Here is a 16,224-nt window from a genome sequence, read left to right on the forward strand (position 1 = left end):
CCGAGGGCCGGAGATGAACGGAAGGTGGCGTCAGCCGGAACTCTGCCGCCGGTGCTCCCTGGGCGGGATGCCGTACGCGGCACGGAACGCGCGCGTGAAGGAGGCGTGGTCCCGGAACCCCCAGCGGGCGGCGACCCGGTGCACCGGCAGGTCCCGCAGCTTCTCGTCGCCGAGGTCGCGGCGGGCCCGCTCCAGCCGCCGACGGCGGATCAGCTCCGTGACCGTGGTCTCCCGCGTGCGGAAGAGGCGGTGCAGATAGCTGACGGAGATGTGGTGTGCGGCGGCGACGGCCCGTGGCGAGAGGTCCGGCTCGGGCAGGTGCTCCTCGATGAACGCGTCGATGCGCAGCAGGAGGACGCCCGGACCCTGCTGGTGCGGCGCCGGGGCCTCGTCGTCGAGGTGATGGGCGAGGGTGGCGGCCACCAGATCGACGGCCACCGCGCCCAGCCGTGCCGCATCACCGGACGGGTGGGAGGCGGGCTCCCGGAGTGCGTACGGTTCGGCGGCCGGACCCGGTGCGGCGGTCCCGCCCGACGGCGTCCCGCCCGTCCCCGCCATCACGTCGTCCAGGAACTGGGTGAGCAGCGCCCCCACCCCCGCCCGCCCGGGCAACGGTCTGCCGAGCAGCCCGTCCGCCCGTCTCGCTCTCGGCGGCAGCAGGGCGCGGGGCACATGGGCCCGCACCAGCGTCGCCGTCCCCCGGCCGGTGATCCGCACCCGCAGCGGCCGCGAACTGTCGTAGAGCGCGAAGTCCGCTCCGCTCAGCGCCGCCTCCCGGCCGGCCTGCGCCACCTTGAGCGTCCCCCGGCGGGCGAAGACCAGGCAGCACAGCTCGGGGTCGGCCTGGCGGATCAGCCGTGCCGTGCGCCGGACGACGGAGGGGGAGAGGGTCAGCTCGGCGACGTTCACCGGGCCGAGTTCCAGGGCCCGGGCCGTCGCGCGGAAGAGTTCGGGTGCGCTGCTCGTCACCGCCATCGGATGGTCGCTGCGGCGCAGGAAGTCGTCGAAGCGGGCCAGTCGTTCGGCCGCCGGTAGGTCCTCGCTGTGGAACACCGTCCTGATCACGAAAATCCCCCCGGATCCCGTTATCGGTCACCCATGTTCGTCGAACAACCGATCGACGATCGTATGTGTGGGGACGTATGTGCGGCGTCGGGTGGTTGATTCTCGAAAAAGGAGGGCGGGCCGTTACTTTTCGTTCACCTGATGGCCGCCGGGGGGACAATGTCCGGCGTCGAACGTCTCCTACGGTCGCAGGGATCCGCCCCGGAGAGAGCCCAGGTGTACGCGTGACCAACCGCCCCCCGACACTGTCCGTGATCGTCCCCTGCTACAACATCGAGTCATATGTGCCCGAGACCGTGACCAGCCTGGTCAACAACGAACGGGACGACTTCGAGTTCATCTTCGTCGAGGACCGGTCCACCAAGGACAAGACGTACGAAGCGCTGCTGACGCTGACGAAGAGACTGAAGAACAGCCGGGTGATACAGCACGAGCAGAACGGCGGACTGGCCACCGCGCGCAACACCGGCATCGACGCCGCGGAAGGCCGCTACCTCACCTTCCTCGACGGCGACGACTGGCTCGCCCCGGGCTATCTCGCGGATCTCACGGACGCCATCGAGCGGCTCGACGTCGATTTCGTACGCACCGACCACGTCCAGGTCACGGGCATCGAACGCACCGTGCACCGCGCCCCCGAGGGACGCCGGCACACCCCGCTCGACCCGCGCACCTCGATCCTCCCGGTCGACGACACCACCATGGTCGACTACCCCTACGCCTGGGCCGGCGTCTACCACCGCCGCCTCCTCGACAAGGGCATGCTGCGCTTCCACGACGGACTGAAGACCGCCGAGGACCGCCCCTGGATCTGGGACCTGCACCGCAGGGCCGACTCCTACGCCGTCGCCAGCCTGCGCGGTGTCTTCTACCGCCGGGGCGTGGCCAGTTCGCTGACCCAGATCGGCGATGTGCGCCAGTTGGACTTCTTCCGCTCCTTCGACCTGGTCCTCGCCGAACTCGCCGACGACCCCGAGGTGGGCAGGCTGCGCAAGAAGGCGCTGCGCAACTACTGCGTCGTCATCGCCCACCAACTGCTCAGCCGCGGCCGATTCGAACGCAGCATCGCCGCCAGGCTGAAGCAGATGGCCGCCGAGGCGCTGGGCAGGATGACGGAGGACGAGCTGGAGGAAGCCCTCGTCGGGATGGGCGAGGAGCGCGTGTACATGCTGCGCCGGATACGGGGTGGCATGAAGGGAGTGGCGGCATGATCCAGATCTTCTTCTCGGCCACTCAGTACGCGGCCGCGACCGTCACCGCCGCCATACGGGCCGGCCAGTTCGGCCCGCGCGAGGACGTCCGCCGCATCCTCGTCGTCAGCAACACCGCCGCCATCCCCGAGGTCGGCACCCCGCTGGACCGGATGGCCGGCTTCGAGAAACTGCGCCCCGAGTTCGACGAGGTGCGCTCCTGGAACGAGTTCATCTCCCCGCACCATCCGGCCGGCTGGTCGCCCCGGGGCCAGGACACCCTGCTGTGGGAGAAGGCCGTACGCCTCGCCTGGAACCTGGGCGACGAACCCGTCGAGATCGCCTGTGAGTCGATCCAGGCCAACCCCTCCCGCGCGGTCGCGGACATCTTCGCGGACAGCCCCATCCATGTGTACGCGGACGGCCTGATGAGCTACGGCCCCACCCGCAACCGCATCCCGCACGGCATGAGCAGCCGCATCAAGCGGGTCCTGCACCTGGACCTGGTGCCCGGCCTGACGCCCATGCTGCTGTCCGAGTACGGCGTCGAGCCCGAGGCCGTCCCGAACGAGGCCATCGTCGACGTCCTCGCGCAGATCGGCGAGTCCGGCGCCGGCATCCTCGCCGAGCGCCTCCCGGCCGACAACCCGCCCACCGCCGTCCTCCTCGGCCAGTACCTCTCGGCCATCGAGCTGATCAGCCAGGACGAGGAGGAGCAGCTCCACATCCGCTTCCTGCGCGCCGCCGCCCGGGCCGGTCACCGGGACGTGCTGTTCAAGCCGCACCCGAGCGCGCCGGCCGTCTTCAACGAGTCGCTGGAAGCGGTAGCGAAGGAACTCGGCGTCAACCTCACCGTGCTCAACGAGCCCGTCCTCGCCGAGACCGTCTTCGCCTTCCTCAAGCCCAAGCTCGTCATCGGCTGCTTCTCGACCGCGCTGATGACCGCCGCCGCCTTCTACGGCATCCCGGTCGCCCGCGTCGGCACGGACATGCTCCTCGAACGCATCACCCCGTACGAGAACAGCAACCGCATCCCGCTGACCATCATCGACGCGGCCCTGCCCGATGCCGAGAACGCCGAGATCGGTGCCTCGCTCGAACTCGCCGGCATGGCCGAGGAGCTGGCCCCGCTGGTGCGCAGCGTCGGCTACTGCATGCAGTCCCGCAAGCACCACGCCGTGCGCGACGAGGTCGCGGCCTGGCTCGGCGCCAACCTGGCGCGTTACCAGCACTACTTCAAGCGCCGCCGCCTCACCAGCCTGCGCCTGCCCGGCGGCAGCCCGGTCCGCGCGGAGGCCCTGCGCAGACACCCGGCGGTCCGCAAGGCGGTACGACAGCTACGGCAGACGACGCGGAAGTAGCGAAAGGTCCCGAAAGCCGTTCGGCGCCTCTCCCCGAAAGGGGAGAGGCGCCGAACGCGTGTATTGGTGGTGGGAGGCGCGCAGCGCCCCCACCGGGGGCGCGGGGAACTGCGCGACCAGCCCCCACCCAGCCGCGCCCGACCCACGGCCCTACCGCAGCCGCACCGCCGGCAGCGCCCGCTTCAGCCGAGGCCCGAACGGCTTCTCCACGAACCGGTGCATCAGATAGGCCAGCGTCAGCAGGCTCAGCACGGACAGCGCCAGCGTCTCGTAGGACCCGAGCCCAAGCCCCCGGTGCAGCACCCGGATGAAGAACCAGCCCAGGTGCTCGTGGATCAGATAGAAGGGGTACGTCAGCGCCCCCGCCACCGTCAGCCAGCTCCAGTTGGCCCAGCTCGTCCAGCCCAGCGCCACCACCGCGACGGCGGCGAAGGCGCAGAAGACGATGGCCTGGATGACCAGCGGATTGCGGTGGAACTCGCCCTGCGCGCCCGGGTGCCACAGCGCCATGACCGAGTAGCGCTGGCCCAGCAGGAAGGACATGCCGACGATCCCCCACAGCAGCAGGTCGCTGCCGAAGCGGTGGATCAGGTACAGCGCGAGGCCGCCGATGAAGAACGGGGCGTGGTCGCGCATGACCAACTCGTCGGTGAGCGGGTTGTCGGCGACCCGGGCGAAGGCGCCGGCCAGCGTCCACAGGATGCAGAAGGTGACGACCCGCTTGTAGGTGACGCCCTTCCAGATCACGAACAGCGCGAAGAGCACGTAGAACTTCAGCTCCACCCACAGCGTCCAGCACACGCCCAGGACCCGCGGCACGCCCAGCGGCTGCTGCATCATCGTGAGGTTGACCAGGAACTCGTCGGGCCGGACCGGGTGGACGACGACCGGCAGCAGCACCGCGGCGCCGGTGACCATGACGATGGCCACCCAGTACGCCGGGTACAGGCGGGAGATGCGGGAGCGGAAGAAGTCGCCGAGGCTGCGGCCCCAGCTACTCATGCAGATCACGAACCCGCTGATGACGAAGAAGAACTGCACACCCAGGCTGCCGTAGGTGGACAACTGCGACAGCGTCGGGAACATCGCCCCGGGGGACTGGTGCCAGGAGTTGGCGACCTCGCCGTTCTTGCCGGTGAAGTGGTACATGCACACCATCAGCGCGGCCATCAGCCGCAGACCGTCCAGGGCGCGCAGCCGGTTCTCGCGCTTGGGCCGGACGGGAGGCCGCTCGGCGAGGACCTGGTTCAGCCGGGGTGCCGCCGGCACCGGCGGTGCCGTGGCCTGGTCAGCCGCGCTCATCCTGGGGCCCTTCTCCTGGGAGTCTCGAGGTGCGTTCAGTCGTACGTGATGGACGGTGCCATTTCATACGACGACCGAACGCTATGTCCCTCGGACGGGTGAAAGGTGAGTGACGGCTGACGCTCAGGGAGCGCAAAGATGTCACCCGGATGAACGACCACCCCTGTTTGGTTACCTTCGGCCGGCCACCTGCTTCAGCGCACGGGCCCGGCGGGCCAGCTTGCGCACGGTGGCGTTGCGCGGGATGAAGGAGAGCTGGGCCGGCACGGCCCCGGGCAGGGCCAGCGCGGTCAGGCGCTTGCGCTTGAAGTAGCGCCAGGTGTGCGGGTTCAGATGCCTGGAGAGATAGGCCTCGGCCGCGCCCCGCAGCCCCGGATAGATCTTCGGCTGCATCGCGAAGCCGACGGCCCCCAGCAGCGCGGCCAGTTCGTCCACCCGTTCGCGCGAGGGCATCGTCCAGCCGTTCACCGCGGCGCCGTCCGCGATGTCCGGCAGCAGCGCGTCGACGATGGTCAGCGGCACCCGGTTGCTGTTCTGGTACGGCGTGAGCCGGGCCAGCACCGCATCGGTGCCGACCCGCGCGACCGGGAGGCCGTACAGGCCGGCGGCGGTGAACAGCGCGGTGGAGAAGCAGCCGACGACGAGCGCGGGCCGCAGCCGCTGGAAGGCGACCTCGGCGAGCACGGGACGGTCCAGCAGGGTGAGTTCGGCGCCCAGCTTCCTCGCCTCGTCCTCAAGCAGCTTCGACCAGCGGGCCGGCGCGACGGGGTGCGGCTTGAACACCAGGTTGCGGTGCCCGAGGCCGACGGCACCGCGCACCATCCTCAGGTGCAGGTCCTCCTCCTCGGCGTCGGTGAGGATTCCGAGCGCGGAGAGGTACTGGCCGAGCAGCAGTGCCGGCCGGTCGCCCCCGGACGGCGAGGGCAGAGCGGCCTCCGCCTCGGTGAGCTCGCCGAGCACCTTCAGGAACACCTCGGAGGGCACCAGTTCGGACGGGACACCGAACTCGGTGAGCAGCAGCGGGGTGAGGCCCGGGACGAGATCGAGGTGCAGCAGCCGGCCGACACGCGTGCCGACCAGCGGATCGATCTTGTCGCGCGTGGGGCCATAGCTTATGAGGCCGTCCGCGTAGACATCGACGGGAGCGCCGGTGAACAGTTGGCACAGCGCGAGCGCCGGATTGACCTGGACGGACTCGACGGCGAGCTGGATCTCGTCGTCGCCGAGGTTCCACAGCAGCCGTACGTACCGCTCCCACATGGGGATGTCGTCGGCGCGGGGGGACCAACCGCTCGGGTGGAACGGGGAGATGGTCTCGTTCCAGGAGAGCACCTCGTCGAAGCGGCCGCGCAGCTCGGCGAAGCCCGGCATCGCGTCGACGGACGGGGTGATCTCCGGGTTGACCGCGTTGTTGGTGACCAGCAGCAGCCGGCGGTCGGCCGGTTCGAAGAGCCCGGCGTCCAGGGCGGCGGCGAGCGTCGCGGCGCCGTACAGGGTCGAGGCGCAGAAGATCTGGGTGGTGCGAGGCATCAGGCGGCCACCGTTCGGGCCCCGACCGCCCTGCGGCGCACCCGCCGCAGCCGGGCCGCGCGCTGCGCGTCCATCGAGTCCATTACCTCCGCGAGCACGTCCTGCGGCATTCTTTTCAGGGCGGCGGCGCTCATCGAGCGCAGTTTTCGAGCCACGGCGGGTTCGAACCTCTCGATTTGTCCGAGATGATGAGCCATGATCGCGCAATAGGTGCGCACGGCTTTCGGAAGCAGCTTATCTGCCTCCGGGTCACGCGCCGTTTCCTCGATTACCTGGTCGAACGCGCGAATGAAATCGAGCTGCCGAACGTCACCGATCTGAGTGAGTGACGACGCCACTCCGCGCCGGTAGTAGACACCGAGCAGTCCGACCGCGGCGAAGGATTCCGCCTCCCGGTGCAGTTTCCAGATCCACGGCCGGTCCTCGGCGGTGCGCAGCCCGTGGGTGAACTGCAGGATCCCGCGGTCGACCAGACGGCGGTGGTAGATGCCCGCCCACGCGTACGCGTAGTCCACGGACGTCGAGCGGTCGGCGGGCAGGATCGCCTCGCGCGGGTTCATCACCGTCCAGCGCCGGCCGTGCGGCACCCGGTGGATGCTGCGCGCCCGCCCGGTGGACTGCACATGGTCGGTGCGCACGAAGTCGCACCCCAACTCCTGGATGGCGGACAGGAGCTGCGGGAAGTAACCGGGGGCGAGCCAGTCGTCGCCGTCCAGGAACGTCAGGAACTCGCCGCGCGCCTTTTCGATTCCGGTGTTCCGTGCGGTGGCCAGCCCTCCGTTCTGCTCGTGTCTGACGAGCACGGCACCCGGCAGCTCGCGCTCCGCGCGCGCGAGGATGTCCGGTGTCCCGTCCGTCGAGCAGTCGTCGACGAGGATGAACTCGAAGTCCTCACGTGTGTTCGCACGCAGGCTCTTGAGGGTGTCTGGCGCGTATTGCTGCACGTTGTAGAACGGCACGATGACGGAGAGCTTGACCACGTGAGGGACGTTAGGGGTCGGTCCGGCATCCGTCTTTACTCGCAGCTTGATGTCAGGTGAACGACACGTGGCGATGCAGTGAACCAGGCTTTTTTTCAACGACTTCTAGCCTCGCTTCGTCGTTAGTCGATGTGCTGTTAACCGTTTGTTGCATTCTGGTTGGGGTGAACCTTGAAATCGCTTCCTAGCGTCATCGACGTGCCAGCAAGTGCGATGAAGACCCGACGAGTGGCCGTACTGGCGGATTCCGACACCCGGTGGAAATGGGGCGCGCTCACCGCGAACCGTATCGCTCCGGAGGATTCGGACATCCGTCTGGACGGCTACCTCCTGCGTGGCCGGGCCACCCCCACCGCCCGCCAACTCCAGGAAGTCGGCGTGCACGCCGACTCCCTCAGCGAGGTCACCGCCGTCGAGTTCCTGCGCACCATGGCGAAGGAGCAGTACGACGTCCTGGTGCTCGCCCTGGTGGGCGGCGGCGTGCAGGCCATGCTGCACGGCCTGAAGCGGGTGTGGGAGGGCCGCTCCGACCGACCCGTCGTCGTCACCGGCTACGTCGGCGTCGTCTACGAGAAGCTCGCCGACGGCCTGCTGCTGCGGCACGGCGCGGACCTCGTCCTCGCCAACTCCCGCCAGGACGCCGAGCGCTTCCGTGCGGTGTACGAGGGAGTCGGTGCCGACGCCTCCTCGGTGACCGAGGTCGCCCTGCCGTTCCTCGGCGGGGAGCCCTACGCCGGCGAGCACGACCCGTACACGGTCGTCTTCGCGGCCCAGCCGTCCGTGCCGGACAGCCGCAGGGACCGTACGTACCTGCTGAACCGGCTGATCCAGCACGCCCGCAAGCACCCCGAGCGCGAGGTGCTCCTCAAGCTGCGCTCCAAGCCGGGCGAGCACACCACGCACATCGAGGAACTGCCGTACCAGAAGCTGGTCCAGCGGCTGGAGCCGCCGGCCAACTTCAAACTGGTGTACGGCAACATGGGCGAAGTCCTGGACCGCACCGACCTGATGGTCACCATCAGCTCCACCGCGGCCCTGGAGTCGCTGCACCGCCGTATCCCCACCGTCGTCCTCACCGACCTCGGCGTGCGCGAGATGCTCGGCAACCACCACTTCGTGGGCTCGGGCTGCCTCGCCTCCTGGGACCAGCTCGACGAGGGACACCGTCCGACGCCCGACGAGGAGTGGGTGTCCCGGCAGGGCGTCTGCGCCGACGGCTCGTACGCCACCGCCTTCGACCCGGCCCGCGAGCGCATCGCCAAGCTGCTCGGGCGGCCCGGCGGACTGCCCGCCCTCACGCCGTACTACACGCCGGCCACCGCGCCCGGCTATCTGCCCGGCATCCTCGCCCGCCACCACCTCGGCCCGGACGGCAGCCCGCTGCCCGGCGCCCCCGCCCACGACAAGGAGCCCGGCCCGGTCCGCCAGATAGTGCGCCGGGCGGCACGCGGCGCCTACCGGCACGGCGTGCAGCGCGTGGCCCCCGTCATCCGGCGGATGGGGGAGCTGTGAGCGACCCGACGACCGATCCGGGGACCGGGGCGCCGGGACGTGCCCCGAAGCCTCTGCCAGGAGCCCAAGGAGTAATGCCCATGTCCAACTCGGAAGCAGGCCAAGGCGCTTCAGTACGCCGTGTGCTCGCCGTGATCCCCGCGCGTGGCGGCTCCAAGGGCGTGCCCGCGAAGAACCTGATGCCCGTCGGCGGCGTACCGCTGGTGGCCCGCGCCGTGCGCGAGTGCCGGGCCAGCCGGCTGGTGACGGACGTCGTCGTCTCCACCGACGACCAGGGCATCGCGGCCGCCGCCCGGCAGGCCGGCGCCGAGGTCGTGCTGCGCCCCGCCGCCATCGCCGGCGACACCGCCACCTCCGAGGCGGCCGTGCTGCACGCCATGGACGCGCACGAGACGCTGCACGGCGCCCCCGTGGACGTCGTGCTCCTCGTGCAGTGCACCAGCCCGTTCATCGTCCGCGAGGACATCGACGCCGTGGTCAAGGCGATCGTCGCCAACGGCGCCGACACCTCCCTGACCGTCGCGCCCTTCCACGGCTTCGTGTGGCGCCACGGCGACGACGAGCCCGCGGAGACCGAACGCGCGGCGGCCGGCGGCGGCTTCGGCGTCAACCACGACAAGTCCTTCCGCCCCCGCCGCCAGGACCGCCCCCAGGACTTCCTGGAGACCGGCGCCGCCTACGCGATGAACGCCGGCGGTTTCCGCGAGCACAAGCACCGCTTCTTCGGCCGCACCGAACTCGTGCGCACCGACCCCGCCCGGGTGCTGGAGATCGACGATCCGCACGACCTGGCCCGCGCCCGCGCGCTGGCGCCGCTGTTCGACGCGGACCGTCCCGGCGCCCTCCCGACCGTCGACGACATCGACGCGGTCGTACTGGACTTCGACGGCACCCAGACAGACGACAGGGTGCTGATCGATGCCGATGGAAAGGAGTTCGTCTCCGTGCACCGCGGAGACGGCCTCGGCATCGCCGCCCTGCGCAAGAGCGGCCTGAAGATGCTGATCCTGTCCACGGAGCAGAACCCGGTCGTCGCCGCCCGCGCACGGAAGCTGCAGATTCCCGTGCTGCACGGCATCGACCGGAAGGACCTCGCCCTCAAGCAGTGGTGCGAGGAGCAGGGCATCGCGCCTGAGCGCGTGCTCTACGTCGGCAACGACGTCAACGACCTCCCGTGCTTCGCCCTCGTGGGCTGGCCCGTGGCGGTCGCGAGCGCCCACGACGTCGTGCGCGGCGCCGCACGCGCGGTCACGGCCACACCCGGCGGTGACGGCGCAATCCGAGAGATCGCCAGCTGGATCCTCGGCCCCTCTCTCGATTCCCTCACCAAGTAAGGAACCTTCCCCCATGAGCACCAACTCCCGCATCCGCAACTTCGGTTCCCGCGAGGTCGGCCCCGGCAAGCCCGTCTACATCTGCGGCGAGATCGGCATCAACCACAACGGTGAGCTGGAGAACGCCTTCAAGCTCATCGACGTGGCCGCCGAGGCCGGCTGTGACGCCGTCAAGTTCCAGAAGCGCACCCCGGAGATCTGCACCCCGCGCGACCAGTGGGACATCGAGCGCGACACCCCCTGGGGCCGGATGACCTACATCGACTACCGCCACCGCGTGGAGTTCGGTGAGGACGAGTACCGCCAGATCGACGAGCACTGCAAGAAGCGCGGCATCGACTGGTTCGCCTCCCCGTGGGACACCGAGGCCGTCGCCTTCCTGGAGAAGTTCGACGTCCCGGCCCACAAGGTCGCCTCCGCCTCCCTGACCGACGACGAGCTGCTGCGCGCCCTGCGTGCCACCGGCCGCGCCGTCATCCTCTCCACCGGCATGTCGACGCCGAAGCAGATCCGCCACGCGGTCGAGGTCCTCGGCTCGGACAACATCCTCATGTGCCACGCCACCTCCACCTACCCGGCGAAGGCCGAGGAGCTGAACCTCCGCGCGATCAACACGCTGGAGAAGGAGTTCCCGAACGTCCCGATCGGCTACTCCGGCCACGAGACGGGCCTGCAGACCACCCTCGCCGCGGTCGCGCTCGGGGCGACCTTCGTCGAGCGTCACATCACCCTGGACCGCGCCATGTGGGGTTCGGACCAGGCCGCCTCCGTCGAGCCGCAGGGCCTGACCCGCCTCGTCCGCGACATCCGCACCATCGAGGAGTCCCTCGGCGACGGCGTCAAGAAGGTCTACGACTCCGAGCTCGGCCCGATGAAGAAGCTGCGCCGCGTCGCCGGTGTGGTCGCCGAGGCCGAGATCGCCGCGGCCGCGGGCGAGCCGGTTCAGGTCTGACCCGAACGCACCGAGTTCCAGTAGTGCACCGAGTCCGAGTGCCCCGTTCGCGGGCGCTCGGACTCGGCGCCCCTCAGTGCTCCGTCCACACGAGCTGAATACGAGCGCCGCATGAGCGCCTTACGACGGGTAGGTCGTACGTCGATGAGCCCCCGAGCCGGGAACACCGGCCCCCACACTCTCGCCTTCGTCGAGAGCCCGGTACAGCTCCTCAACGTGCTGGAGTGGGCACACGCCCGCGAGCACGACCTCGGCGCGGGACTCACCCTCGTCGTCCTCTCCCCGATCGACCCCATGACCCGAGGCCAGTTGCGCCGGATGGCCGAGCTGGCGCGCGAGGACGGGCACGAGGTGCGCTGGGAGGAGGCGCGGGGCGGCGCGACCGCGCCCTTCCACACCATCGGGGGCCTTGCGGGCCTGCTCCGCAGGGCCGACCGGGTGGTTCTCGGCGACCCGTTCTCCCGGTACGTCCAGCTCCTGCTCACCATCACCAAGGCCCGCGACCTCGTCGTCGTCGACGACGGCACCGCGACCATGGAGTTCGTCACCCAGCTCGCCCGCGGTGAGCGCCTGGTGCGCTGGCACCGCAAGGGCGGCCGCCCCGGCCCCCGCGACCTGTTCTTCGCCCCCGTCTCCTCCGCGGCCCGCAAGCGCCTCACGCCGAGCGAGCGCCGCCGGGTCGAGATCTTCTCCTCGATGCCGATGGACGTGACGCCCGAGGGCGTGACGGTCACCGCCAACACCTTCGCCTGGACCCGCGCACGCTTCGGGCCGCCCCGCATCACCAAGGGCGCGGACCTGGTCGGCACGTCCCTCGTCGAGACCGGCGTGGTCGACGGCGCCCGCTATCTGGAGGCGGTCCGCTCGCTGGCCAAGGCGCACGGCGCCACCCGCTACTTCGCCCACCGCCGCGAGAGCGCGGAGAAGCTGCACCAACTGGCGGTGGAGACCGGCCTGGAGATCGTGCGCCCGGACCTCCCACTGGAGCTGATCGCCCGCCGGGGCCCCATAGGCCGTACGATCCTGAGCTTCCCGTCGACCGTCGTGCACACCCTGCCGCTGGCCCTGTCGGGCACGGACGTGCGCGTCGCGGTCTGCGACATCGACCCCGCGTGGCTGACGGAGAACGCCTCGCCGCGGGCGCAGGGCTTCCTGTCCGGCGTGACGGGGACGGCACGCGACGTGCACCGCCTCTCGGCGGTCAGCGCGGTCTGAGGCCGGCGCGGGGCGCGTCAGCGTCCTGGGGCAGCAGGCTTCTCGGCGAGGAGGAAGGCGCGCGGGCGCTTCTCCTCGCCGTCCGGTTCCCGCACCGTGCGCGCGTACAGCCGCAGCCCCGCATCGATCAGGTGTGCGATAACGCTGTCCGGTGTACGCCAGTGGTAGTCGAGCGCGATCTCCTGGCCGAAGCGCTCGCTCAGGTGCAGACGGTCCTCGCAGTCACCGGACTGGAACGCCAGCAGCACCGGGGCGCCGGGCCGCAGGACCCGGTGGAACTCGGCGAGCGTCGCGGGCAGGTGGTCGTCGGGGACATGGATGAGCGAGTACAGCGCGAGGATCCCGCCCAGCGTCTCGTCCGGCAGGTCCAGTGAGGTCATCGAGCCCACGTGGAACCGGAGTTCGGGGTGGGCGCGGCGGGCCAGGGCCACCATCCGGGGCGACAGGTCGACACCGAAGACCGGCGTGCCCAGCGCGTGCAGATGGGCGGTCACCGAGCCGGGTCCGCTGCCCAGGTCGGCGACGGGCGCCGGGGCGTGCTCGCGGGCCAGCTCGGCGAAGGCGGAGACGAGGGACCGGTCCAGGGGGCTGCTGTCGGCCTGCCAGTCGGAGAAGCGGTCCGTGTAGGCGGTGGCGATGGCGTCGTACGAGGCACGGGTGGCCTCGAGGAAATCGGCGTACTCGGAAGGCTTGGGGTACTCGGCGGTCACGTGGCGCACCCTAGTGCGGCGGGCGGACGGGCGTCCGGGAGTTCACCGGGGGTGTGCGATCCCGACAGGTGAACACAACCGACGGTTCTGTCCGCGGCGTGGTATCCGTGGAGTGTGGAGGGTCGGCATCGTCACTCTCCGTCGATTCCATGATCGACTCGACGGAAAGACCGGCGAGTTTACCCACCCAAACCAATACCTATGCGTCGGGCGGCCAGATTTTCTTCCCCAAACGGGTTGAACTTTTGTTGATCGAGGGTCAGTTGGCCACCTCGGCGTCCTACCCTTCAGAGGGTGAACCAACTGATGTCCCCAGAGTCCGAGGCCGATCAACCAGGGGAAGCGTTCCTCCCCGGCGCCCTGCCGGAGGCGCTCCGTGCCGAACTCATCGAGTTCCGGCGCGACTTGCACATGCACCCCGAGCTCGGCAACCAGGAGTTCCGTACGACCGCCGCGATCAAGGCCCGCCTGGAGAAGGCCGGCCTGAAGCCCCGCGTGCTCGCCATCGGAACCGGGCTCATCTGTGACATCGGGGAGTTCGACGGCGGCCGGCCCATGCTCGCCCTGCGCGCCGACATCGACGCCCTGCCCATCCCGGACACGAAGAGTGACTGCGCGTACCGCTCCACGGTGCCGGACCGGGCGCACGCCTGCGGCCACGACGTCCACACGGCCGTCGTCCTGGGCGCCGGGCTGGTCCTGGCCGGCCTGCTCGAGCGCGGAGAGCTGCCCCGCCCCGTGCGGCTGATCTTCCAGCCCGCCGAGGAGGTGCTCCCCGGCGGCGCCGCCGACGTCATCGAGTGCGGCGTGCTCGACGGGGTGGGCCAGATCCTCGCCGTGCACTGCGACCCGAAGGTGGACGCCGGGAAGATCGGCCTGCGGCAGGGCGCGATCACCTCGGCCTGCGACCGGCTCGAAATCGCCCTCGACGGGCCCGGCGGGCACACCGCCCGGCCCCATCTGACGACCGACCTGGTCACCGCCGCCGCCCGGGTCGTCACCGACGTGCCCGCGCTGGTCGCCCGGCGCACCGACGCCCGCAGCGGCCTCGCGGTGACCTGGGGACGGATCGACTCCGGCCATGCGCCCAACGTCATCCCGCAGCACGCCGAGCTCTCCGGGACCGTGCGCTGCCTGGACCTGGACACCTGGCGGCAGGCGCCGGACCTGGTGGTCGCCGCGATCGACGAGGTCGCCAACCTGCACCGCGCCAAGTCGGAGATCAACTACATCCGCGGTGTCCCGCCCGTGGTCAACGACCCCGCCGCGACCGAACTGCTGCACGACGCCATGACGGCCCGCCGGGGCGCGGACTCCGTCGAGGGCACCGAGCAGAGCCTGGGCGGCGAGGACTTCTCCTGGTACCTGGAGCACGTCCCCGGCGCCATGGCCCGCCTCGGGGTGCGCACGCCGGGCGACCGGGTCGGCCGCGACCTGCACCAGGGCGACTTCGACGTCGACGAGTCGGCCATCACGGCCGGGGTGGAGCTGTTCACCGCGGCGGCACTCCTCGACGCCGCCGGGTAGCCGGGGCCTGCCGCCCCAGGGGTGCGGTCGTCCGGCGGCCACGGGCCGTCGCGGCGTCGCACCCCCGGAGCAGTTCCGGTTGCGGCTCGCGCACGGCCGGGGGAGTCTGGCCGCATGGCGGGCGGTCCTGTGTGTCATCCGGGCGAAGGCACCTCAGGTGCGGACGCCCCATGCGTGCCTTTCGATCCGATGGTTCACAAGGCCGTAACCGGCCATCGGCACGAATGGATAACGGCAAGACGAAACCCCGTTCCCAGGAGTGTCTACGCGCGTTAATGTGCGCCGAACTCAGCACCCACTGCGGGGCTTGGAGAATGGGGACTTCACGATGCGTCGGACATCCAAACTGACCCGTGTCGCGGTGGGGGTTGCGTCGATCGCGCTCGCTGCCACGGCGTGCGGTGGTACCAGCAGCGACAGCGACAGCGGCAGCGACGGCAGCGGCGACACCAAGGGTCTCGCCATCGCGTACGACATCGGCGGCAAGGGCGACCAGTCCTTCAACGACGCCGCCTACGCGGGCCTGCAGAAGGCCGCGAAGGAGTTCAACTACAAGACCGCCGACATCGAGCCCACCGAGGGCGAGACGGACGCCGACAAGGAACAGCGTCTGTCCTCCCTCGCCAAGCAGGGCTACAACCCGGTGATCGGCGTCGGCTTCGCGTACGGCCCGGCGATGGAGGCCGTGGCCAAGAAGTACCCGAAGACCACCTTCGGCATCGTCGACTCGGTCGTCGAGGGCGAGAACGTCGCCTCCCTCGTCTTCGCCGAGCAGGAGGCCTCCTACCTGGCCGGCGTCGCCGCCGCCAAGGCCACCAAGAGCAACATCGTCGGCTTCGTCGGCGGCGTGGACGTTCCGCTGATCCACAAGTTCGAGGCCGGCTACAAGCAGGGCGTCCAGGACACCAACCCCAAGGTCAAGGTCCTGTCGCAGTACCTGACGCAGACCGCCGAGGAAGGCGGCTTCTCCAGCCCGGACAAGGGCAAGGCCGCCGCCGAGGGCCAGATCGAGAAGGGCTCCGACGTCGAGTACGCCGCCGCCGGTCTGTCCGGCCAGGGCGTGATCGAGGCCGCCTCGAAGGCCAAGGTCTGGGCGATCGGTGTCGACTCCGACCAGTACAAGCAGGCGGCGCTCGCCAACTACAAGGGCGCGATCCTGACCTCCGCCCTCAAGGACGTCGGCGGCGCGGTCTACACGCTGGCCAAGTCCGTCGAGGACGGCAAGCCGCTGACGGGCACCCAGACGTTCGACCTGAAGGTCAACGGCGTGGGCCTGTCCGAGTCGAACCCGGAGTTCGCGAAGATCGCCGGCCTGTCCGACGCCGTGGCGAAGGCCAAGGAAGGCATCATCGACGGCTCCATCAAGGTCAAGACCGAGTAATCGCGGTCGCGGCAACGCGGAGCGGGCGGGCATCCGAGGATGCCCGCCCGCTCGGCTTTTCCCAGGTCGCAGTGGATCACCCGCCGTCGTCCCTCCTTTGCTGTCGGCAAGCCCTTGGTCAAGGCCGCGAGTGGACTTGGCCACGGGGGGATAACAAGGTGTACA

13 protein-coding genes are annotated in these 16,224 nt (G+C 70.1%); 8 read left to right on the forward strand and 5 right to left on the reverse strand.

Translation table 11 applies throughout. The features are described from left to right. Nucleotides 1-30: 30 nt before the first annotated feature. The gene (locus tag ACZ69Q_RS40085; RefSeq protein ID WP_471052370.1) at nt 31-1,065 is read right to left on the reverse strand and encodes a helix-turn-helix domain-containing protein; all 1,035 of its coding nucleotides are present in this window, start codon (nt 1,063-1,065) and stop codon (nt 31-33) included. A gap of 224 nt (nt 1,066-1,289) precedes the next feature. Between ACZ69Q_RS40085 and ACZ69Q_RS40090 the strand changes: the two genes are divergently transcribed. Together ACZ69Q_RS40090 and ACZ69Q_RS40095 are read left to right on the forward strand one after the other, a co-directional pair. Continuing rightward, nucleotides 1,290-2,276, forward strand: coding sequence for a glycosyltransferase family 2 protein (locus ACZ69Q_RS40090; RefSeq protein WP_471052372.1), 987 nt, complete (start codon nt 1,290-1,292; stop codon nt 2,274-2,276). Beyond that, nucleotides 2,273-3,616, forward strand: a complete 1,344-nt coding sequence (locus tag ACZ69Q_RS40095; RefSeq protein WP_471052375.1) for an alpha-2,8-polysialyltransferase family protein — start codon at nt 2,273-2,275, stop codon at nt 3,614-3,616. Before ACZ69Q_RS40090 ends, ACZ69Q_RS40095 begins: the two co-directional genes overlap by 4 nt. A gap of 150 nt (nt 3,617-3,766) precedes the next feature. On the opposite strand, the gene ACZ69Q_RS40100 is transcribed toward ACZ69Q_RS40095, so the two are convergent. The 3 genes from ACZ69Q_RS40100 to ACZ69Q_RS40110 all read right to left on the reverse strand — a co-directional run bounded on the left by ACZ69Q_RS40100 (nt 3,767) and on the right by ACZ69Q_RS40110 (nt 7,428). Next, nucleotides 3,767-4,918 carry an acyltransferase family protein gene (locus ACZ69Q_RS40100; RefSeq protein WP_471052377.1) on the reverse strand — a complete coding sequence of 384 codons (1,152 nt, stop codon included), beginning with the start codon at nt 4,916-4,918 and terminating at the stop codon, nt 3,767-3,769. Nucleotides 4,919-5,089: 171 nt separating this feature from the next. Then, a complete protein-coding gene (locus tag ACZ69Q_RS40105) occupies nt 5,090-6,448 on the reverse strand; it encodes a polysialyltransferase family glycosyltransferase (protein ID WP_471052380.1) in 1,359 nt (452 codons plus the stop codon). Beyond that, the gene (locus ACZ69Q_RS40110; protein WP_471052464.1) at nt 6,448-7,428 is read right to left on the reverse strand and encodes a glycosyltransferase family 2 protein; all 981 of its coding nucleotides are present in this window, start codon (nt 7,426-7,428) and stop codon (nt 6,448-6,450) included. The genes ACZ69Q_RS40105 and ACZ69Q_RS40110 overlap by 1 nt, the downstream gene beginning before the upstream one ends. A 198-nt stretch (nt 7,429-7,626) precedes the next feature. Between ACZ69Q_RS40110 and ACZ69Q_RS40115 the strand changes: the two genes are divergently transcribed. The 4 genes from ACZ69Q_RS40115 to ACZ69Q_RS40130 all read left to right on the forward strand — a co-directional run bounded on the left by ACZ69Q_RS40115 (nt 7,627) and on the right by ACZ69Q_RS40130 (nt 12,441). Next, the gene (locus ACZ69Q_RS40115) at nt 7,627-8,940 is read left to right on the forward strand and encodes a DUF6716 putative glycosyltransferase (protein WP_471052383.1); all 1,314 of its coding nucleotides are present in this window, start codon (nt 7,627-7,629) and stop codon (nt 8,938-8,940) included. 80 nt (nt 8,941-9,020) lie between these two features. After that, entirely contained in the window at nt 9,021-10,274 is a 1,254-nt protein-coding gene (locus ACZ69Q_RS40120; protein WP_471052386.1) for a cytidylyltransferase domain-containing protein, read from the forward strand. Between the two features lie 13 nt (nt 10,275-10,287). Beyond that, the gene (locus ACZ69Q_RS40125) at nt 10,288-11,226 is read left to right on the forward strand and encodes an N-acetylneuraminate synthase family protein (RefSeq protein WP_393516802.1); all 939 of its coding nucleotides are present in this window, start codon (nt 10,288-10,290) and stop codon (nt 11,224-11,226) included. 144 nt (nt 11,227-11,370) lie between these two features. Next, nucleotides 11,371-12,441 (forward strand): hypothetical protein, encoded by a 1,071-nt coding sequence (locus ACZ69Q_RS40130; RefSeq protein ID WP_471052467.1) that lies wholly within the window; start codon nt 11,371-11,373, stop codon nt 12,439-12,441. Nucleotides 12,442-12,458: 17 nt separating this feature from the next. Here the strand turns inward: ACZ69Q_RS40130 and ACZ69Q_RS40135 are convergent, their stop codons facing one another. Further along, nucleotides 12,459-13,151, reverse strand: a complete 693-nt coding sequence (locus ACZ69Q_RS40135; protein WP_471052390.1) for a class I SAM-dependent methyltransferase — start codon at nt 13,149-13,151, stop codon at nt 12,459-12,461. 306 nt (nt 13,152-13,457) lie between these two features. On the opposite strand from ACZ69Q_RS40135, the gene ACZ69Q_RS40140 reads away from it, so the two are divergent. Next, entirely contained in the window at nt 13,458-14,678 is a 1,221-nt protein-coding gene (locus ACZ69Q_RS40140; RefSeq protein ID WP_471052393.1) for a M20 family metallopeptidase, read from the forward strand. Nucleotides 14,679-15,006: 328 nt separating this feature from the next. Continuing rightward, the gene (locus tag ACZ69Q_RS40145) at nt 15,007-16,059 is read left to right on the forward strand and encodes a BMP family lipoprotein (RefSeq protein ID WP_471052395.1); all 1,053 of its coding nucleotides are present in this window, start codon (nt 15,007-15,009) and stop codon (nt 16,057-16,059) included. Nucleotides 16,060-16,224 lie beyond the last annotated feature (165 nt).

It is taken from the genome of Streptomyces sp. NPDC036764, from assembly GCF_055609385.1.